Source organism: Bradyrhizobium sp. ORS 111 (assembly GCF_045571485.1).
GTDB lineage: Bacteria > Pseudomonadota > Alphaproteobacteria > Rhizobiales > Xanthobacteraceae > Bradyrhizobium.
In genome coordinates this window covers 4307324-4327414 of record NZ_CP120701.1, presented here as the reverse complement: position 1 = coordinate 4327414, position 20091 = coordinate 4307324, and the positions used below count along the sequence as shown (strand labels likewise).

14 protein-coding genes are annotated in these 20091 nt (G+C 65.1%); 3 read left to right on the top strand and 11 right to left on the bottom strand.

Features of this window, described 5'->3' with window-relative positions; translation table 11 throughout:
- The 9 genes from P6U30_RS20185 to P6U30_RS20145 form a co-directional block, all read right to left on the bottom strand.
- Window positions 1–1083: a sensor histidine kinase gene (locus P6U30_RS20185; RefSeq protein WP_407164692.1), complete on the bottom strand. Its 1083-nt coding sequence runs from the start codon at window positions 1081–1083 to the stop codon at window positions 1–3.
- Window positions 1080–1520, bottom strand: a complete 441-nt coding sequence (locus P6U30_RS20180) for a response regulator (protein ID WP_407164691.1) — start codon at window positions 1518–1520, stop codon at window positions 1080–1082. The genes P6U30_RS20185 and P6U30_RS20180 overlap by 4 nt, the downstream gene beginning before the upstream one ends.
- Window positions 1517–3049: a sensor histidine kinase gene (locus tag P6U30_RS20175; protein ID WP_407164690.1), complete on the bottom strand. Its 1533-nt coding sequence runs from the start codon at window positions 3047–3049 to the stop codon at window positions 1517–1519. Before P6U30_RS20175 ends, P6U30_RS20180 begins: the two co-directional genes overlap by 4 nt.
- 101 nt (window positions 3050–3150) lie before the next feature.
- Window positions 3151–4509 (bottom strand): acetyl-CoA carboxylase biotin carboxylase subunit, encoded by a 1359-nt coding sequence (gene accC / locus P6U30_RS20170; protein ID WP_407146481.1) that lies wholly within the window; start codon window positions 4507–4509, stop codon window positions 3151–3153.
- A 25-nt stretch (window positions 4510–4534) separates the two neighbouring features.
- Complete coding sequence (gene accB, locus P6U30_RS20165) at window positions 4535–5029, bottom strand: acetyl-CoA carboxylase biotin carboxyl carrier protein (RefSeq protein ID WP_407164689.1); 495 nt, start codon at window positions 5027–5029, stop codon at window positions 4535–4537.
- A 51-nt stretch (window positions 5030–5080) separates the two neighbouring features.
- Entirely contained in the window at window positions 5081–5542 is a 462-nt protein-coding gene (aroQ, locus tag P6U30_RS20160) for a type II 3-dehydroquinate dehydratase (protein ID WP_407146479.1), read from the bottom strand.
- Window positions 5543–5836: 294 nt separating this feature from the next.
- On the bottom strand, window positions 5837–6652 hold the full coding sequence (locus tag P6U30_RS20155) for a DUF1236 domain-containing protein (RefSeq protein WP_407164688.1): 816 nt from the start codon (window positions 6650–6652) through the stop codon (window positions 5837–5839).
- A gap of 243 nt (window positions 6653–6895) precedes the next feature.
- Window positions 6896–7663 (bottom strand): DsbA family protein, encoded by a 768-nt coding sequence (locus tag P6U30_RS20150; protein ID WP_407146477.1) that lies wholly within the window; start codon window positions 7661–7663, stop codon window positions 6896–6898.
- Window positions 7664–7748: 85 nt separating this feature from the next.
- Window positions 7749–9155, bottom strand: a complete 1407-nt coding sequence (locus P6U30_RS20145; RefSeq protein WP_407164687.1) for a M48 family metalloprotease — start codon at window positions 9153–9155, stop codon at window positions 7749–7751.
- A 227-nt stretch (window positions 9156–9382) separates the two neighbouring features.
- On the opposite strand from P6U30_RS20145, the gene P6U30_RS20140 reads away from it, so the two are divergent.
- Entirely contained in the window at window positions 9383–10570 is a 1188-nt protein-coding gene (locus P6U30_RS20140) for a pyridoxal phosphate-dependent aminotransferase (protein ID WP_407164686.1), read from the top strand.
- Window positions 10571–10597: 27 nt separating this feature from the next.
- Here the strand turns inward: P6U30_RS20140 and P6U30_RS20135 are convergent, their stop codons facing one another.
- On the bottom strand, window positions 10598–11830 hold the full coding sequence (locus P6U30_RS20135; protein WP_407164685.1) for an NAD(P)/FAD-dependent oxidoreductase: 1233 nt from the start codon (window positions 11828–11830) through the stop codon (window positions 10598–10600).
- 90 nt (window positions 11831–11920) lie between these two features.
- Window positions 11921–15064: an Rne/Rng family ribonuclease gene (locus tag P6U30_RS20130; RefSeq protein ID WP_407164684.1), complete on the bottom strand. Its 3144-nt coding sequence runs from the start codon at window positions 15062–15064 to the stop codon at window positions 11921–11923.
- A 703-nt stretch (window positions 15065–15767) separates the two neighbouring features.
- Between P6U30_RS20130 and P6U30_RS20125 the strand changes: the two genes are divergently transcribed.
- Both P6U30_RS20125 and P6U30_RS20120 read left to right on the top strand, forming a co-directional pair.
- Entirely contained in the window at window positions 15768–17072 is a 1305-nt protein-coding gene (locus P6U30_RS20125) for an N-acetylmuramoyl-L-alanine amidase (RefSeq protein ID WP_407164683.1), read from the top strand.
- A gap of 450 nt (window positions 17073–17522) precedes the next feature.
- The gene (locus P6U30_RS20120; RefSeq protein WP_407164682.1) at window positions 17523–20024 is read left to right on the top strand and encodes a penicillin-binding protein 1A; all 2502 of its coding nucleotides are present in this window, start codon (window positions 17523–17525) and stop codon (window positions 20022–20024) included.
- The last annotated feature ends 67 nt before the right edge of the window (window positions 20025–20091 follow it).

Below are 20091 nucleotides of genomic sequence, written 5' to 3'. Positions count from 1 at the left end.
CTATTTTGCCGCCGCGGTCTGCGGCGTCGCAGCAGTGCGGCCGAAGCGGACCAGGACCCTCGTGCCCTTGTGATCCGGATCGCGCTCCACGCTGGCGTCGAGCTTGGCGGCCATCGCGGTGACGATGCGCTGGCCCATGCCGGTGCCGCGCGGATCGACCTTGTCGTTGAAGCCAACGCCCTCGTCACTGATCGACAGCAGGAGATCATCGCCCTCCGGCCTGAGCTCGACATCGATCGGGCCTGCGCCGTTGGGATAGGCGTATTTCACCGCGTTCATCACCAGCTCGTTGACGATGACGCCGATCGCGACCGCGCGATCCGGGTCGATCTCGATCGGATCAGCGCTCAGCGTCAGCCGTGACATCTTGTTGCCTTCGGCCGATCGCCTGAGATCCTCGAGCAGCGCTTCGAGATACTGGTTCAGCATCACCGTCTTGAAGTCGTGCGAGGTGTAGAGGCGGCGATGCACCTGCGCGACCGCGGCGACGCGGCCCATCGCGTTGGTCAGGGCGGCCTTCACGTCGTCCTGGGTCGCGGAGTTGGCCTGCAAATGCAGCAGCGAGGCGATGATCTGGAGCGAATTGCCGACGCGGTGGTTGACCTCGCGCAGCAACACCTCGCGTTCGGCGGCGAGCGCGGCGTAGCGATCCCGGGAGGCATGCACCTCGGCCTCAGCCTCGTCGCGCGCCTTCTGGATCGCAGCTCGCCGGATCGCACCATTCACCGCGACCTGGAGCAAGGGAATGAATTCGCCTCTGACGTCCTTGACCAGATAGTCGGCGGCGCCCGCTTTCAGCGCGGTGACGGCGATCGCGGAGTCCTGCGCGGCGGTGACGAACACCACCGGCGGCGCATCCGGAATTTTCAGGATCTGCTCCAGCGTCTCCAGTCCATCGAGGCCGGGCATGTACTGGTCGAGCGCGATGACGTCGATGCCGCCCCGAGCAAGGCGATCGAGGCCTTCCTGGCCGCTGGCAGCGTGCACGACCTTGAAGCCCGCACGCGTCAGCCCGCGCTCGACCAACCGCGCCAGCGTTGCGTCGTCATCGATATAAAGCAGTGTCGGCGTCGCGCTGGTCATGTGGAAGTGGGCGGAACCTGAATGACGGAGAAGAACAGCCCGAGCTGACGAATGGCGTTGGCGAAGCTTTCGTAATTCACCGGCTTGGTGATGTAAACGTTGCAGCCAAGCTCGTAGCAGCGCTTGATCTCCTGGGAGTCGTCAGTGGTGGTCAGCACCACCACTGGCGTCGACTTGAGAAACTTGTTCTCCTTGACGCGCTTCAGGATATCGATGCCGGTCATGTCGGGCAGATTGAGGTCGAGCAGGATCAGCAGCGCCTGGCCCTTGCGTTCAGCCGCGGTGCCGTCCTTGCCGAAGAGATAGTCGACGGCCGCCGTGCCGTTCGTGAACGGAATGATCGCGTTGTTGACTCCCGATCGCCGGATATTGCGCTCGATCAGGCGAGCATGGCCCTCATCGTCCTCGATCATGATGATGGTGACTGGATTGCTCATGAAGCTTTATCCCGGTTCTTGCCTGTCCAGTTAACAGGCAGTGTGATCGTGAAGGTGCTGCCGTTGTGAAGCTCCGATGCTATCGACATGGTGCCTCCGAGTCGGCGCACAAGTGCGCGGACATGGGCGAGACCGATGCCTTGGCCGGGCTTGTCCTGGGTTCCGGCGCGACGGAACAGCTCGAAGATGCGCTGGTGGTCCTTGGGGGCGATGCCACGGCCATTATCCGTGATCTCGAAGATCGCAAAGCCGAGCTTGGTGCGGCCCTCGATCGCGATCTCGCCGGGGACGCCATCCTTGAGGTATTTCAGCGCGTTGTCGATCAGGTTGGAGAAGATCTGCTCCATCGCCAGGCGGTCGCTGACGACATCAGGCAGCGAACCGATCTCGATCGTGGCGTTGCTCTCGGCGGCCTGATGCGCAACGGTCTTGACGATGCCCTCGATCAGTGCGCGGACGTCGATCGGCTCCGGCTTGAATTCGCGGCGGCCTTCACGGGTGAGATTGAGAATCGCGGTGATGAGCCGGTCCATCTTGGCGATCGAGGATTTGATGAAGCTGAGGGACTCGCTGAAATCGTCGGACAACTGCTTGTCGGAGCCTTGCAGCTCGGGCTCGGCGGTGTCGGTCACGTTATCCGGTACCCCTGGGGCAAGCGATGCGGAGCGATTGAGCGTCGCGATGCGCCGGAAAATGTCGCCGCGGAGCTCTTCCAACTCGCTGGTGAAGCCCATGATGTTGACCAGCGGCGACCGCAGATCGTGACTGACAATATAGGCGAAGCGCTGAATCTCCTCGTTGGCCTCGCGCAGGTCGGTGGTGCGTTCGTCGACGATCGCCTCGAGCGTGACGTTCATGTCGCGCAGCTTGGCTTCAGCGTCATCGCGGGCCCGCGAGGATAGCCGCAGCAGCACGATCGAGAAGGCGGCGAGCGCCAGCACCATGCAGGAGCCGGCGATGGTGACCGACGACGCCAGCACCTGGGTCTGGTCCGCCGTCGCCGTGCGCATCGCGAGCAGCCGGTTTTCCTCGGTGCGCATGTCACTGCCGATCCGGGCGATCGCTGCCACCGCGTCCGTTGAGGCGGTACTGCGCAGATCGGCGATACTGTCGGCAACGTCGTTATGCTGGGCGCGATCGATGTCGCGGGCCAGCTCGGACAGGCGCCGGTCGATCGCGACCTTGAGTTTTTCGCTGTTGGCGACCTGCGTCGGATTGTCGACGCTGATCTTCGCGAGATGGTCGAGCGCAGGCGGGATGCCGGTCGCGGCAGACTGGTATTCCGCCAGATGCTGCGGCGCCGTTGTCAGCAAATACGCTCTGGTGGCGCTCTCGGCGCGGCGGATTTCAACCAGCAGGTTGGCGATCTGGCTCTCGACCTCGACGGTATGAACGACCCAGGCGTTGTCCTTGCGCGCTTTGTTGACGAGAAGCACCGAGGCCACGCTGACCGCGACCAGCACCAAAAATCCCGCCGACAGCAGCAGGATTTGCAGGGCACTGCGCTGTCGTGAAATCAGCGGGGTCACGACAGTCTCGTCAAACCAGCGGAGTTCAATAGGTCCCCGTACGAAGCCACTAACTCAACGATACGCTTGAGCAGGGCTTCGGGTTCCACGGGATCGCCGGATTATTTCGGCGGGTCGGCGGGTTGACCCGCAAGATACTGCTCCAGCCAGTGGATGTGGTAATCGCCCTCGATGATGTCAGGCTCGCGGACCAGGGCTCGGAACAACGGCAGCGTCGTCTCGATCCCGTCGACCACCATCTCGTCCAAGGCCCGGCGCAGCCGCATCAGGCATTCGCCCCGGGTCTTGCCGTGCACGATCAGCTTGCCGACCAGCGAATCGTAATAAGGCGGGATCATGTAGCCTTGATAGACGGCGGAATCGATGCGTACGCCAAGGCCGCCCGGCGGATGGAATTGCGTAATCCGTCCGGGCGACGGCCGGAAGGTCTGCGGGTTCTCCGCATTGATGCGGCACTCGATGGCGTGACCGATGATCGCGATGTCATCCTGCTTCGCCGGGAGGTCGCCGCCAGCGGCAATCCGGATCTGCTCCAGCACCAGATCGATATCGGTGATGCTTTCGGTGACGGGATGCTCGACCTGAATGCGCGTGTTCATCTCGATGAAATAGAACTCGCCGTCCTCGTAGAGGAATTCGATGGTGCCGACGCCGAGATACTTCATGTCCCGCATCGCCTTGGCGCAGGTCTCGCCGATCTTGGCGCGCGCTGCGGCCGCGAGCACCGGCGAGGGGCCTTCCTCCCAGACCTTCTGGTGACGGCGCTGCAGCGAGCAGTCGCGCTCGCCGAGATGGATGGCGCCGCCGCGGCCGTCGCCGAGGATCTGGATTTCGATGTGGCGCGGCTTCTGCAGGTATTTTTCCAGATAGACCGAGGCGTCGCCGAACGCCGACTTGGCCTCGTTGGCCGCGGTCGACAGCGCGAGCGCGAGGTCGGCCTCGGTGTGAGCGACCTTCATGCCGCGGCCGCCGCCGCCGGCGGCTGCCTTCACCAGCACCGGGAAACCGATCGACTTGGCAATCGCCATCGCGTCGTCGTCCGACGTCACCGCGCCGTCCGAACCGGGGACGACGGGAATCCCGAGCCGCTTGGCGGTCTTCTTGGCCTCGATCTTGTCGCCCATCAGGCGGATGTGCTCGGCCTTGGGGCCGATGAAGTGCAGGTTATGATCGGCGAGGATCTCGGCGAAGCGTGCGTTCTCGGACAGGAAGCCGTAGCCCGGATGCACGGCGTCTGCCCCGGTGATCTCGCAGGCCGCGAGCAGCGCGGGCACGTTGAGGTAGGAATCCTTTGACGGCGGCGGGCCGATGCAGACGCTCTCGTCGGCGAGCCGCACATGCATGGCGTCGGCGTCGGCGGTGGAATGCACGGCGACGGTGGAGATGCCGAGCTCCTTGCAGGCGCGCAGCACGCGGAGCGCAATCTCGCCGCGATTGGCTATGAGGATCTTGTCGAACATCGCAGCGCCTGACGTTGACGAATTGCTACTCAATGATCACGAGCGGCTCGCCGAATTCGACGGGCTGGCCGTCCTCGACGAGGATCTGCGTCACGGTGCCGGCGCGCGGCGACGGAATCTGGTTCATCGTCTTCATCGCCTCGATGATCAGAAGCGTCTGTCCGGCGGTCACTTTCGTGCCGACTTCAACGAACGGCTTGGCGCCGGGCTCCGGCGCCCAATAGGCGGTGCCGACCATCGGCGAGGGGACGACACCGGGGTGCTTTGCGAGATCCGCGGCCGGCGCCGCCGCGACCGGAATCGCGGCCGCGACCGGAGCTGCCACCGCCGACTGAACCGGGATGCTCGGCACGGAAGCGGCGATGCTGACATTGCGTGCGACGCGGACGCGCAGACCGGCGCGCTCGATCTCGATTTCGGTCAGGTTGGTCTCGGCGAGCAGATGTGCAAGCTCGCGAATGAGGGCGCTGTCGTCGTTCTTGGATTTTGCCGCTGGTTTGTCGTCTGGCTGGCGCGCCATGATCTTGATCCGGAATCTCTGTCTGGTGACGGGGGACGTCAGGAGTGACGATTAGGTCTTTGCCTTGGCGCCGATCTTCGCGGCGAGCCCGAGGATCGCGAGCCGGTAGCCGTCGATGCCAAAGCCGCAAAGCGACGCGAACGCCGCTTTAGCAGTGAACGAATGATGCCGGAAGCTCTCGCGGGCGTGGATGTTGCTCACATGCACCTCGACGGCCGGGATTTTCACCGCAATCAGCGCGTCATGCAGCGCGATGGAGGTATGGGAATAACCGCCGGCATTGATGATGAGCCCGACCGCCTTCTTGGCGTGGGCCTCGTGGATGAAGTCGATCAGCTCGCCCTCGCGATTGGACTGTCGGCAATCGGCGGCAAGTCCGAACTGTCGGGCGGTGTCCGCGCACAGCTTTTCGACATCGGCGAGCGTGGCATGCCCATAGGTCTCGGGCTCGCGCGTCCCCAGCAGGTTGAGGTTCGGGCCGTTCAGCACATAGATCGTTCCGGCAGCAGCCATTCCAAGGTTCCGGCGAAGGGTGGAGTGGGCCGGGTTATAGGTAACAACCGGCCGCAGGGGAAGCCTTTAGGTGGAATTCAAAGGTCTTCAACAGCTTCGTCCTGGCTATCAGAGGATAGCCATAACCTTCGGAAAACGCTGGTTAACCAATTCGCATGGGACGTGCCCGCGGCGGGAGTTCGCCCCCACGATCCACTGTCCCGTTCCAGAGCATCCAACAGCAAGACCCCGCCCTTCAGGGCGGGGTCGAACGTCGGCGAGGGTCCGTCGCGGCACCCCCGCGCCGAGGCTGGGTTAGCCCTCGATGATGTAGACGATCTCGTGGGTCTGCGGTTGCACGATCACGTAGCGTCCATGCACCAGGATGAACTCATAGCCGCGCCATTGCGGATAGATCGACACGACCCGCTCCGGCACCGGATAGAAGTGAACGCTGGCCGGGACGCGGGTGCCGACTGCCACGTTGAAGTTCACGTTGGTGACCTCGCTCACGTGCTCCGACTTGATCGCGGTCGAAATCTCGGTGCGCTTCTCCGCCGGAGGAGCCGCAGTCGCCGAGGTCGCCGCGTTACCGGTTGTTTGCGAGCGGCTCTCGTTTGTCTGGGCACGGTTGGTGTCGGACGGATTCCGGGTCTGCGCATTCTGGTTCGTCGTGGCGCCGCCCTTCTCACGTGTCTCGGCGGCATTGTTGCGCTCGCGACCCTCGCGGCTTTGGGCGTTCATATTGCCGCTCTTGTCGCGCTCCTCAGACCTCATGCCTTTGGAGCCCTTCGTCGTCTCGTTCTCCGAGTTCATGCCCTTCTTCTGCATGTTCTCCTGTGCGCCCTTGTTGGCAGCGCCGCCCTTCTCGGACTCCGCACCCTTTGTGCTCGGGGATTGAGCGCTCGGAGATTGACCGGTCGTAGAGTGCTCGGAACCCTTCATGCCGCCCTGGTCATGCTGCATCGTTCCGGATGACGCGCCACCGGACGGCGCGTTGTGCTGCATGGTCGCGCCGCCGCCGGCTCCAGGCGTTTCCTTGCCTGCGCCGCCTGCCCCCTGGGCATTCGCGAAACCCGTGCCAGCGATCAGAGCCGCCGCAGCGACCGAAATCAGAAAGCGGTTAGTCATCACAGTCCTCCTCGTTTTGAGCATCGCCCGCGCCATCAACGAGAGAGCATGTGCGATGTTCCTAGCTGTCCGAGGTTCCGCGTGGTTGGTTTCGTGAATGCGCAATGAACGCGCTAAACGCTTCAGCCACAGTCCCAATCGAGCCTCACGGTCGCCGTGAGAAACTTCGCGCTTCCGCCAAAAGAAAATCCGGCTGCCTCGCAGCCGGATTCGCAGTCGACGGGATTTGCTGGATATCGATGGTCAGCAGGTCGCCTTGCCGCAGCGTGCGACGCCGATCTTCTCCTTGAGATTGTCGAGACCGACCGCGCCGACCACGACCTGCTTGCCGATCACATAGCTCGGCGTGCCGTTCATGCCCATGGCTTCGGCGAGGCGGAAGTTCTCCTCGATGGTCGCCTTGACCTCAGGGCTCGTCATATCCTTCTCGAGCTTGGCCATGTCGAGGCCGACATCCTTGGCCACCGCAAGCGCGCGGGCCTTGTCGGCGGCACCGCGGCCGCCCAGCAGCTTCTGGTGAAACTCGAGATATTTCTTGCCGGTCGGGTCCTGCATGCGCACGGCAACCGCGACCTGCGCGGCCTCGACCGAGCCTTGGCTCAGCACCGGGAATTCCTTCAGCACGACCTTCAGCTTCGGATCCGACTTCATCAGATCGAGCATGTCGGCCATCGCGCGCTTGCAGTAGCCGCAATTGTAATCGAAGAACTCGACGAAAGTGACGTCGCCATCCTTGTTGCCGAGCGTGACGCCGCGCGGCGAATTGAAGATGGTGTCGGCGTTCTTGGCGACGTTCTGCTCATGCTTCTCGGCTTCGGCGGCTGCCTGCCGCTTGTTGAGCTCGTTCATCGCCTCCTCGAGCACCTCCGGGTGCGACACCAGGTAGTTGCGCACGATGGTCTCGATGTCGCTGCGCTGGGTGTCGGTAAAGCTCTGGGCCGATGCCGATAGCGGCGCGGCGCAAACGCCGAGCGCGAGGAGGGCAGGGGCAAGAAAGCGGAGCGCTGGCATGGACAAATCCTTGTTGAACGTGGCTCGAAATACGGCAGGCCGCGAGCCGGTTTCGGTGATCGTTGTATGGAACTACGGTTTATTTCTAGTTGTTTTTCTGGCCCGGCATGGGCTTGGCGCTCACAATGTCGTCAGCCTTGACCCAGCCGGGAGTGCCGATCGCAAACCGGGTTTTTGCGCGCGACGCCAGTTCGCGGGCGGTCTTGTTGTCGCCGCGAAGATAGGCGGCCTGTGCGGATGCGAGGTCCGCCTCCGCGTAGTCGCCCTTGCGGCCGTAGGCCATGGCGAGCTGGGTATAGCCCAGCGGGGCCTCGGGTTCGCGTGCAACGGCCGCACGCAGCATGGTGATTGCCTCGTCCGTATAGGCCTTGTTGTCCGAGGCGACGAGCGCCTGGCCGAGCAGCATCTCGATCAGCGGGGCGCGGTTGGAAAGCTGCACTGCCTTGCGCAACGGCGCGATGGCGTCGGCGGGCTTGCCGCCTTCAAGGAAGGCCTGGCCGCGCAGCTCATAGAAATAGGGATTGTTGGGTTGCGCCTGGATCAGGCTGTCGATCTGCGCGATCGCCGAGCGCAGGTCGCCGTGTAGATAGGTAGCGATCGCGCGCGCGTAGCGCGCCGGCAGGCTGTTGTTGGTGAGCGGATAGCGGCGGTAGACCGTGTCCTGCCGCTCCATGAAGCCCGAAATCTTGGCGCGCATCATGTCGTGACGAAGCTGCAGCGCGGGATCGTCCTTCTTGTCCCAATACGGACTGGACTTCGCGAGCCCCTCCAGCGCCTCGACACGGTCGACCGGCATCGGGTGCGATTGCAGATAGGGATCCGCGCCGCGCGAGGCGAACAGGCTCTCATCGGTGAAGCGCTTGAAGGTCTCGTACATGCCCTTGGCGGACTGACCGGTCGCAGTCAGGAACTTGACGCCGGCGCGGTCGGCGTTCTCCTCCTGCTGACGCTGATAGGACAGCAGCGAGCGCTGGATCATCGACTGCGGCGCCGAAAATGCGGCCGCGCCGGCATTGGTGAGGCCATTGTTGGAACCGCCGCGCGCGCCCGCGGCCATGGCGCCGGCGCCGAGCAACATGGCGATGATCATCTGGGTTTGCGCCCGCGCCAGTTGCTCATGCAGCTTGGCGAGATGGCCGCCGGCCAGATGGCCGGTTTCGTGCGCGAGCACGCCGATGATCTGGTTCGGCGTTTCCGACTGCAGCAGCGCGCCGTAATTCACGAAAATGCGGCGGCCGTCGGCGACGAAGGCGTTGAACGCACTGTCGTTGATGATCACGACCTGGATGTTCTGCTTCTCCAGGCCCGCGGCGCGCAGGATCGGGCGCGTATAGTCGCGCAGGAGCTGCTCGGTCTCGGTATCGCGCAGCACCGGCGGGCCCTTGGACCGCTGCGCCTGCGCGGTGGCGACGGGACCGACTGCGAGCGCGACCGCCGTCAGCAGCGCGGTCAGCTTGAACGTCCTGGTGCGAAGCGGGTCACGGAACAGCATGGGGCGGTCTACTGGCGATGGCCGGTGGTGAAAAGGCAAAGCCCGATTCCCGTCCTGACCAAACCAGGAGCGCGGCACAGTCTGTTGTTTTTGCAGTTTTTCTTCACGCGATCCGGTATTCAGTCGGCTTGAAAACGTTATAAGAAGCCACCGAATACGGCCAGTCTGGGGCGGTAGCCGGTGCGGGAACCTGAATTCGGCTGCGGCCGCCCAAATAGCAGAAATCCATGCTCGATGCGACACTGAGAAACCGTGCGACCAGCCTGTTGACCGCGTCCCGGCGAAGCGACGTTCCGCCCTTCATGGTGATGGACGTGATGGCCGCGGCCGCGCGAATCGAGGCGGCCGGCGGCCATGTCATCCACATGGAGGTGGGGCAACCTGCCGCACCGGCGCCGAAGCCGGCGATCGCGGCCGCGCAGGCCGCACTGGCGGATGGACGGATCGACTACACCTCGGCGCTCGGCATTCCGTCCTTGCGCGAGCGCATCGCGCGCCACTATCGCGACAGCTATGGCTGCTCGGTCGATGCGGAGCGCATCATCGTCACCACGGGCTCGTCGGGTGGATTCATCCTGGCGTTTCTGTCGATGTTCGAGCCGGGCGACCGGGTGGCCGTCACGGTGCCGGGATATCCGCCTTACCGCCATATCCTGACCGCGCTCGGCTGCGAACCGGTGCTGATCGAAACCACCGGCGACACCCGCCATGCGCTGACCGGCGAGGCGCTGCTCGCGGCGCATCGCAAGACACCGCTGAAAGGCGTGCTGGTCGGCAGCCCCGCCAATCCCACCGGCACCATGATGTCGCGCGAGGCGCTGTCGAGCCTGATGGCTGCTGCCGAGAGCGCGGGCATCCGATTCATCTCCGACGAGATTTATCACGGGCTGGACTACGCGTTTCCCGCGGTGACCGCAGCCGAGCTGTCGCCGAACGCGCTCGTCATCAACTCGTTCTCGAAATATTTCTGCATGACCGGCTGGCGGGTCGGCTGGATGGTGGTGCCGGACGTGCTGGTGCGGCCGATCGAGCGGCTGCAGCAGAACCTCTCGATCTCGGTGCCCACGCTGTCACAGGTCGCGGCGGAGGCGGCGTTCGAGGGCCGCGACGAGATGGAAGCGATCAAGCACGGCTATCAGGAGAACCGCCGTATCCTGATCGATGGCCTGCCGAAGGCGGGTCTCACGAAATTCCTGCCGGCCGATGGCGCGTTCTATCTCTACGCCGACGTTTCCGATTTCACGTCGGACAGCTTCGCCTTCGCAAGCGAGATGCTCGAGAAGGCGCATGTCGCGGCAACCCCGGGCGTCGATTTCGATCCGATCCACGGCCGTGCCTTCGTCCGCTTCTCCTATGCGCGTTCCGCCGAAGACATGCGGGAAGCGGTTGCGCGGATCGCACGCTGGCTCAAATAGTCTGCGCTGGCGGCGGGCCGATTGGGATCAGAACCGATCCGGCCGATACGGCGTGGTGTCCACCGAGGATGCCTCGCCGTTCATCATTTCGGCGAGCAGCCGGGCCGTGGCGGGGCCGAGCGTGAAGCCTTGGTGGCCGTGACCGAAATTGGTCCACAGCCCACGATGGCGCGGCGCGCAGCCGAGCACCGGCAGCATGTCGGTCGTGCACGGACGTGTGCCGTACCACGGCTCGGGTTCGACGCGCTTGCCGATATCGAGCAGGCCGCGCGCGGTGGCTTCCGCATGGCCGAGCTGGACGGGCGTGGCCGGGGCGTCGGGGCCGGTCAGCTCGGCGCCGGTGGTGATACGGATTCCTTTCGCCATTGGCGCCATCGCGTACCCCATCGCGGTATCGACCAGCGGCAGATCGAGCGAATGACCGCCGCGATAGTGCATGTGATAGCCGCGCTTGCGCACCAGCGGGATCCGGTAGCCGAACCGGCGCAGCAGTTGGGGAGACCAGGGCCCAAGCGCGACCACCACGTTGCCCGCATCGATACGGCCCGCAGCGGTGTCGAGCGACCAGCCCGATGAACTTTCGGTCAGCGTCTGTGCATCGCCGCGCAGGAGCGTGCCGCCGAGGCGTTCGAACAATGCGGCGTAGGCCGAGACGAGGCCGCCCGGATCGGACACGGTCCAGGGATCGAGCCAGTGAATCGCGCCGGGCAGGTCATCGCGCAGGATCGGTTCGGCCTTGGCAAGCTCGCTGCCGCTTAAGACGCGAAACTTCACGCCGTAGTCGCGTTGGTTCTCTTCCGCGATGGCAATGGCACGCTCCAGTGCCACGGGATCACGGTGCAGCAGGCGATAGCCGGCGCGGCGGATCAGGTTGTCGGCATGGGCCTCGCGGATCAGTGTGTCGTGCTCCGCGGTGGCATAGGCGATCAGGCGCGCCCACGCTGCGGTGGCTTCGCGGTGTCGTTCCGGTGTCGAGTTCCACCAATAGCGCAGCAGCGGGCCAGCGTGCTGGGGTAGCGCCGTGGCGCGATAGTGCACGTCGTTGGTGCGGCCGGTCGCGATCTTCGCGAGTGTGACGAGATCGCGCGGCATCGGATAGGGGCGAACGGCCTCGCTCTGGATGATGCCCGCATTGCCGTAGCTGGTTTCGCGGCCGGGCTCCTTGCGGTCGACAAGCGTGACCGACCAGCCGCGACGTTGCAGGTGCAGCGCCGTGCTGACACCCACCATGCCGCCGCCGAGAACGATCGCACTTTGCATTGAAGCCGGTCTCCGTCTGTGGGGCCTTGCTGCGCAAGGCCGATAAAAAACGCCCGGGTTTGAGCCGGGCGTTCTTGTTGTCGAGGCTGATTAGTTGCCGCCGCCGAAGCGCCGCGACCACCAGCCTTTGCGGGCTGGAGCTTCGGTGGCCGCCGGTGCCGGCTCCGCCGCCGCAGGCTCCGGCTCGGGGGCAGGGGCCTGTGAAGGGTCCAGCGGGCTTTCTGCCAGCGCCGATGCTGGCGTCTCCGGCTGCTGGCTCGACAGGAAGTTGACCTTTTCGCGCACCGTGGAGCGCCGCCGCACGGCGCGCTCGCTTTCGGCCGGCGTTTCCTCGGCCTCTGCGGCGGCCTCGGACGCTGCGGCTGTTGCTTCGACAGGAGCCTCCGCGACCGGCTGCGATTCCGGTGCCGGCGCCGGCGCGCCGGGCTCGGGCTCAGCCAGCGACGGGGCCGGCTCCGAACGGCCGTCGAAGTCGGCGACCGCACCGGTGGCTTCCGGCGCCGATGCCGGGCTCAACTCGTCGGAAATGGATCCCGGAAGACCCTCGTCCGGTGCACCGCCGCCCCGCCGGCGGCGGCCGCCGCGACGTCCCCGGCGGCGCGGGCGACGTTCGCCGTCGCGCTGCTCGGCGCCGGCAAAGGCCTGCTGTTCCTCGCCCTCGTCCTCGTCGCCTTCCGCATCCTCGGTCGTGGCGACATCGGTGCTCTCAGGCATGACATGCATGAGCTCGCCGTCCTCGCGGGGCTGGCCGCTCTCGCGTGCTTCGCTGCCACCGCCGCGGCCGCGCCGCCTGCGACGGCGCCTGCGACGCTGACCATCACCTTCGCCTTCGGCGCCGGCTTCCTCGCCGGCGGTCTGCTCGTCGGCTAGGCCTTCGGTTTCCTCGGTTTCGACCTCGGCCTCGTATTCGAACGGTTCCGACTCGTCGTCGGCTTCCTCGACCTGCGCCGGTGCCGCGGCGGCCTGCGCCGCCAGAAGGGCCTTGGCCGCCTCGAGCGTGTGCACCTGCTCGCCGCGATCGATGACGTAGGACTGCTGGCCGCTCACGGTGGCGTCGGCGACGATCGACAGCGACACCTTGAAGGAGTCTTCGAGGTCGCGCAGGTGGCCGCGCTTGTGGTTGAGGACGTAGAGCGCGACGTCGGTGCGGGTGCGCACCACGAGATTGTGGGTCGCGCCCTTCATCAGGATTTCCTCGATGCCACGCAAGAGCTGCAGCGCGACGGAGGAGACCGAGCGGACGTGACCGGAGCCGCCGCATTGCGGGCAGGGCTCGGTCGAGCTCTCCAGCACGCTGGCGCGGATGCGCTGGCGCGACATTTCCAGCAGGCCGAAATGCGAGATGCGGCCGACCTGGATCCGGGCGCGGTCCTGGCGCAGGCAGTCGGACAGCTTACGTTCGACCGCGCGGTTGTTGCGCTTCTCGTCCATGTCGATGAAGTCGATGACGATCAGGCCGGCGAGGTCGCGCAAGCGGAGCTGGCGGGCGACTTCCTCCGCCGCCTCCAGATTGGTCTTGAGCGCCGTGTCTTCGATATGGTGCTCGCGGGTCGCGCGTCCCGAGTTGACGTCGATCGAAACGAGCGCTTCGGTCTGGTTGATGACGATGTAGCCGCCGGAGCGCAACTGCACGGTCGGCGAGAACATCGCGTCGAGCTGGCTCTCGACGCCCATGCGCGAGAACAGCGGCTGGCCGTCGCGATACAGCTTCACCGCGCGCACGTTCGCGGGCATCAGCATCTTCATGAAGTCGCGCGCTTCGCGGTAGCCGGCCTCGCCCGCCACCTGGATCTCGTCGATCTCCTTGTTGTAGAGGTCGCGCAGCGAGCGCTTGATCAGCGAACCTTCCTCGTAGACCAGGCTCGGGGCCTGCGAGCGCAGCGTCAGGTCGCGCACGGTTTCCCACATGCGGATCAGGTATTCGAAGTCGCGCTTGATCTCCGGCTTGCTGCGCGAGGCGCCTGCGGTGCGCAGGATGATGCCCATACCCTCGGGTACGTCGAGATCCTGAACCACTTCCTTCAGCCGCGAGCGGTCCTGGGCCGAGGTGATCTTGCGGCTGATGCCACCGCCACGCGCGGTGTTGGGCATCAACACGGCATAGCGGCCGGCCAGCGAGAGATAGGTGGTGAGGGCGGCGCCCTTGTTGCCGCGCTCTTCCTTCACGACCTGCACCAGCATCACCTGGCGGCGCTTGATGACTTCCTGGATCTTGTACTGGCGGCGCGGGCGGAACGGACGCTCCGGAACTTCCTCGAGCACGTCGTCGCCGCCGACGGATTCGACGACGTCTTCTTCCTCGCCCTCTTCGCCGTCGTCCTCATCCTCGTCGTCACCGGCGTCTTCGCCGTGCTCGCCCTGGGACGCGGCAGCGTCCTCGGACACGGCGTGCGCTGTGTGATCATCGGTTGTCGCGTGCGACTCGTTTGCCGCATGCGGTGCATCGTCCGCGTGCGCGGTATTTTCCTCGACCTGCTCCTCATGGGCGCGTTCGGGCTCGTGGTGGAGCGCGACGGCTTCGGCCGGATCGGGCACGGCTGTCGCAACCGACGCCTCAACCACCGCCGCGACGGGATCGGGCTGTGCTTCGGCAGCCGGTGCGACGCTCACGACGTGAGCGTCGTCGTGCTCAGGCTGGTCGTGATCATGACCTTCGTGTTGGTCGTGATCGTGATGATGTTCATGATCATCCTGGTGATCGCGGGCATCGTCGTGCGCCTCATGCTCGTGAGCTTCCTCATGAGCGTCTTGGGCGACCACGTCGTGCTCGCGTTGTTCGGTATCGACCGGATGCTCAAGGGCCTCGTGGGCTTGGGCCTGCGGATCCGTTGCTCCTTCGACCACCTCGCTCTGCACGCGGTCACCGTGACCGCGGCGACGGGCATTGCGATGGCGCGACCGGCGGCGGTGACCGCGGTTCTCATGCTCTTCCTCGGCCTCGCGGTGGGCGCGCTCATCGGCTTCGATCAGCGCCTGACGGTCGGCGACCGGGATTTGATAGTAGTCCGGATGGATTTCGCTGAAGGCGAGGAAGCCGTGCCGGTTGCCGCCATATTCGATGAACGCGGCTTGCAGCGACGGTTCTACGCGCGTGACTTTGGCGAGATAGATATTGCCGCGCAGTTGCTTGCGCTGGGCGGTCTCGAAATCAAACTCTTCGACTCGATTGCCACGGACCACGACGACCCGGGTCTCTTCCGGGTGGGTGGCATCGATCAACATCTTGTTGGGCATTTGGGAGCTCTTGACGGCGGCGGGCGCGAAGCATGGCGCGCGCGAATAGCGCCGCCTGGTGACGCGACGGTCCACCTGATTCGGGGGTGAGGGGAAGGCCAAAACGCATCTCGCGACGCAGCGCCGAGCGGGAAGTCGCCGGGATGATGCGACGGGCGAGGCCTTCACCTCGCGCCAACGCGATCGTCTCGGGGATTCTGGTCGGCAATGCAGTCTGGCGCATTAAGCGTCGGCCCGTCTAAACATGTTGGCGGCGAGAAGTGCCGCCGTGTCTTTTGCTGAAAGCCCGGCGCGGCGCCGAAGCGCCTGCCGGCCATCGCATATCGAGGCCCCAAGGGGCCGGATAATCAGCTATGCCGTGTCTCAAACCGTCCCTCTGCGAGGGAGTGTGCCTGGGACCGGACGCCGCTCGGGCTCGAAACCGCCACTCCATGTCAGCCGCGCGCGGCGCTGGCTGCGGAGGGATCGGAAAAACACGGCGGAATCTCCAACGTCGAAGGTTCCACCGCTGCACCGGGAGGCTGAACGCGACACAACCGGGAGTACTAGCCGTCAGCATCCCGTACATACGTGGATTGACCGCCGCGTGCAAGGGAAGCGTCGCGGCGCGGCAACACTCAAACCTTTTCACCGCTGGGTCGTTAAGGTGCAATTAACTGTGCAGCCCTAATGCGGTAAAGGGCTGCTTGGAGGCACCGAGTCGGTGGAAAGCCGCGCAAATCACCGTATTTTGCTGGGGGGCGCACTGTTGTGCGCTGCAGCATTGGCGTTTGCGTGGACGGGCGGTCCGAGCGCCGCCGAGAGCCCGCAAGGCAACCAGTCAGCGCCCGCCGCCGCCATCGCGAAGCTCCCTGTCGCGTCCGGTGCACGACTCGCCGGCGACGGCAAGCAGACCCGATTCATCCTCGACCTCGACCGCAAGATCGAGTTCCGTGCCTTTCCGTTGGGCGATCCCTATCGTGTGGTGGTGGACATCCCGCAGGTCGATTTCCAACTCGACGCCGGGATTGGTGCGACAGGGCGGGGGCTGGTGAAGGCCTTCCGCTACGGTCTCGTTATGCCGGGAGGCTCTCGGATCGTGTTCGACCTGACCGGGCCGGCCAAGATCGCCAATTCCTATGTGCTGGACGCTGCCAACGGCCAGCCGCCGCGGCTGGTGCTGGACCTCGAAGAGGTCGACCGTGCGAGCTTCGTGCAGTCGCTCGCCTCGCAGAACCGCCCCGAACTCAAACCGGCCATCGCGGATGCCAATGCCGCGGTTGCCGCGACCGAGACCACGCCCGCCGCGCTTCCGCCGGCGGATCCCCGCCCGCTGATCGTGATCGACCCCGGCCACGGCGGTATCGACAACGGCACCCAATCCGGTGAGCAATTGGAAAAGACCCTGGTGCTGGCGTTCGGTCTGGCGCTGCGCGACCGGGTCGAGCAATCCGGAAAATACCGCGTCGTCATGACGCGGACCGACGACACCTTCATCCCTCTGAACGACCGGGTGAAGATCGCGCGCACCCAGGGCGCGGCCTTGTTCGTGTCGATCCACGCCGACGCCTTGCCGCGGCGGGAGGGCGACGCCCAGGGCGCCACGATCTACACGTTGTCCGACAAGGCTTCCGACGCCGAGGCGGAGCGGTTGGCCGATGCTGAGAACAAGGCCGATGCCATCGGCGGCGTCAACCTCACCGACGAGCCGACCGAGGTCGCCGACATCCTGATCGACCTCGCGCAGCGGGAGACCAAGGCCTTCTCCAATCGCTTCGCCCGCCTGTTGATGAAGGAGATGAAGACCACGGTCAGGATGCACAAGAACCCGCTGAAATCGGCCGGGTTCCGGGTGCTTAAGGCGCCGGACGTCCCGTCCGTCCTGGTCGAACTGGGCTATGTCTCCAACAAGGGAGACCTCGAGCACCTGGTCTCCGAGAGCTGGCGCAACAAGACCGTCGGCTCGATGGCAGAGGCGATCGACGCGTTTTTCGCCAAGCGGATGGCCACAGCAGGGCCGGCGAACTGAAACCCGCAGCCCGAGCGGGCCGAGGCGGCCCCAAGGCTATCGTATATGCCGCCTTGGGCGGCTGCGCGCGTATCCGGCCTCGTGGTTCGAGACGCGCCGCAAGCGGCGCTCCTCACCATGAGGGTCTACAATTGTGCCGCAAAACAAGACTTCATCCTGAGGAGCCCGCCAAAGGCGGGCGTCTTGAAGGATGGTCACAGGGCGTTTTTTCCCAAATGCGATTGCCCTAGAGGCAGCCCGGAGCCCTAGTTTGGCCACAGCGGTAACGGTATAGACAACCCACCGGAGGCGCCCCGGAATCAGCCATAGTGTCCGGCAGCCCATGTCTGTTGGCAGGTTGGGCAGCGTGAATGTCGCCCGCTGAGCTCCGGGATTCGCGTGAGAGGCTTTCGTAGGTTGGACGGGCGCTTTCGATCATCGAGCGCCGAAGGGGTGGAGCGGACTTCGATAATGCGCCTGCTCGTGCGGTTCATGGGTTTCTTGTTCGCTGCCGGAACGGTCGTGTTCCTGGTCGGCGTGGCCGCGGTCGCAGGCGCGATCTGGCATTTCTCCAAGGACCTGCCGGACTATTCGCAGCTCCAGGATTATGAGCCGCCGGTGATGACGCGCGTGCACGCGGCCGACGGCGCGCTGCTCGGCGAGTATTCCAAGGAACGCCGGCTCTATCTGCCGATCCAGGCGGTGCCGAAGCTCGTGATCAACGCGTTCCTCGCCGCGGAGGACAAGAATTTCTACGAGCACGGCGGCATCGATTATCAGGGCATGCTTCGCGCCGCGATCCTCTACGCGCAGAACTATGGCTCCAACCGCCGCCCGCAGGGCGCGTCGACCATCACCCAGCAGGTCGCGAAGAACTTCCTGCTGAACAACGAGGTCTCGTTTTCGCGCAAGATCAAGGAAGCCCTGTTGGCGATGCGCATCGAGCGCGCTTACTCCAAGGACCGCATCCTCGAGCTCTATCTCAACGAAATCTATCTCGGTCTCGGCGCCTACGGCATTGCCGCCGCGTCGCTGGTCTACTTCGACAAATCGGTCAACGAGCTGACGGTTGCGGAAGCCGCTTATCTTGCCTCGCTGCCGAAGGCCCCCGCAGCGCTGCATCCGGTGCGCAACCGTGACCGCGCAGTCGAGCGCCGCAACTATGTGATCGACCGCCTGCTGGAGAATGGCTGGATCAAGCAGGCCGAGGCCGACAAGGCGCGCAAGGATCCGCTGATCGTCACCAGCCGCTCGAACGGTGCGCATATCTTCGCCGGCGAATATTTCGCGGAGGAGGTGCGCCGCGACATCTTCGAGCGCTACGGCGAGAAGAAGCTCTATGAGGGCGGCTTGTCGGTCCGCACCACGCTGGATCCGAAGATCCAGGTGATGGCGCGCAAGACCATGGCCGCCGGTCTCGTCAACTATGACGAGGCGCAGGGCTGGCGCGGGCCGCTGCAGAAACTGGACATTGCCGGCGACTGGGGCGTCAAGCTTGCCGAGGTCAAATCGCTCTCCGACATCTCGCCGTGGCGGATGGCGGTGGTGCTGGAGAGCAGCGATCAATCGGCCCGGATCGGCTTCCAGCCGGGCCACGAATTCGGCGGCGCGGTCAGCAAGGAGCGGCAGACCGGCATCATCACGATGGACGGCGTGCGCTGGGCGAAGACCAAGGGCAAGGCGCCGACGGCCGTGTCCCAGGTGCTGCATCCAGGCGACGTGATCTATGCCGACCCGTTGGTGACCAAGGAGGGCGCTGCGGTCGAAGGCCAGTATCGTTTGCGGCAGTTGCCTGAAGTCTCCGGCGCGATGGTGGTGATGGATCCCTTGACCGGCCGCGTGCTCGCGATGGTCGGCGGCTTCTCCTTCGATCAGAGCCAGTTCAACCGCGCGACGCAGGCTTACCGGCAGCCCGGCTCGTCGTTCAAGCCGATCGTCTACTCGTCGGCGCTGGACAATGGCTACACGCCGTCCACCACCGTGATCGACGCGCCCATTGAGATCGACCAAGGGCAGGGCGCCGGCGTGTGGCGTCCGGAAAACTACTCGACCGGCAAATATTACGGGCCGACCACGCTGCGCAACGCGTTGCAGCGCTCGCTCAACACTGTGACGGTGCGGCTCGCTCAGGATGTCGGCATGCCCTTGATCGGCGAATATGCCAAGCGCTTCGGCGTCTATGACGAATTGCCGAACTATTTGTCCTATGCGCTTGGCGCCGGCGAGACCACGGTGATGCGCATGGTGACGGCGTATTCGATGTTCGCCAATGGCGGCCGCCGGGTGAAGCCGACGCTGATCGATCGCATCCAGGATCGCTACGGGCATACGATCTTCAAGCACGACCAGCGCGAATGCCGCGGCTGCGATGCGCCGGAGGGGTGGAAGAACCAGCCCGAGCCGCAGTTGGTCGATCGCCGCGAGCAGGTGCTCGATGCCATGACCGCCTACCAGATCACCGAGATGATGGAAGGCGTGGTCCAGCGCGGCACCGCCACCGTCGTGCGGGAGGTCGGCAAGCCGATCGCCGGCAAGACCGGCACCACCAACGACGAGAAGGACGTGTGGTTCGTCGGCTTCTCGCCGGATCTCGCTGTCGGCGTCTACATGGGCTACGACAAGCCGCGCAATCTCGGTCGAACTGCCACCGGCGGCCACGTCGCAGCGCCGATCGCACGCGACTTCCTCAAGCTTGCGCTCGCCGACAAGCCACCGACCCCGTTCAAGGTGCCGGCCGGTATCAAGCTGATCCGCGTCGACGCCAAGACCGGCATGCGTGCCGGCCCGGGCGACGGCGGCAGCACCATCCTGGAAGCCTTCAAGCCGGGTACCGCGCCGCCGGAGAATTATTCGGTGATCGGTGTCGCCGACGCCGATGGTCGCGGGCCTCCGCCGGGTCCGCAGCCGTCGCAGGGCGGGCAGCAGCCTGATGGCGGCTTCTTCATGCGTCCGGGAACCGGCGGACTGTATTAGCGATTCTCCGCTCCAAAACGCCGGGATAGCGCGGCCAAGCGGATTGCGCTTTACCGCGCCGGTCGTT

What these genes read in the sequence shown, in the direction of transcription:
- P6U30_RS20130 (WP_407164684.1), bottom strand. Translation starts at nt 15,064, where the DNA reads ATGCCCAACAAGATGTTGATCGATGCCACCCACCCGGAAGAGACCCGG.
- P6U30_RS20180 (WP_407164691.1), bottom strand. Translation starts at nt 1,520, where the DNA reads ATGAGCAATCCAGTCACCATCATCATGATCGAGGACGATGAGGGCCAT.
- P6U30_RS20140 (WP_407164686.1), top strand. Translation starts at nt 9,383, where the DNA reads ATGCTCGATGCGACACTGAGAAACCGTGCGACCAGCCTGTTGACCGCG.
- P6U30_RS20155 (WP_407164688.1), bottom strand. Translation starts at nt 6,652, where the DNA reads ATGACTAACCGCTTTCTGATTTCGGTCGCTGCGGCGGCTCTGATCGCT.
- P6U30_RS20145 (WP_407164687.1), bottom strand. Translation starts at nt 9,155, where the DNA reads ATGCTGTTCCGTGACCCGCTTCGCACCAGGACGTTCAAGCTGACCGCG.
- aroQ (WP_407146479.1), bottom strand. Translation starts at nt 5,542, where the DNA reads ATGGCTGCTGCCGGAACGATCTATGTGCTGAACGGCCCGAACCTCAAC.
- accB (WP_407164689.1), bottom strand. Translation starts at nt 5,029, where the DNA reads ATGGCGCGCCAGCCAGACGACAAACCAGCGGCAAAATCCAAGAACGAC.
- accC (WP_407146481.1), bottom strand. Translation starts at nt 4,509, where the DNA reads ATGTTCGACAAGATCCTCATAGCCAATCGCGGCGAGATTGCGCTCCGC.
- P6U30_RS20120 (WP_407164682.1), top strand. Translation starts at nt 17,523, where the DNA reads ATGCGCCTGCTCGTGCGGTTCATGGGTTTCTTGTTCGCTGCCGGAACG.
- P6U30_RS20150 (WP_407146477.1), bottom strand. Translation starts at nt 7,663, where the DNA reads ATGCCAGCGCTCCGCTTTCTTGCCCCTGCCCTCCTCGCGCTCGGCGTT.
- P6U30_RS20185 (WP_407164692.1), bottom strand. Translation starts at nt 1,083, where the DNA reads ATGACCAGCGCGACGCCGACACTGCTTTATATCGATGACGACGCAACG.
- P6U30_RS20135 (WP_407164685.1), bottom strand. Translation starts at nt 11,830, where the DNA reads ATGCAAAGTGCGATCGTTCTCGGCGGCGGCATGGTGGGTGTCAGCACG.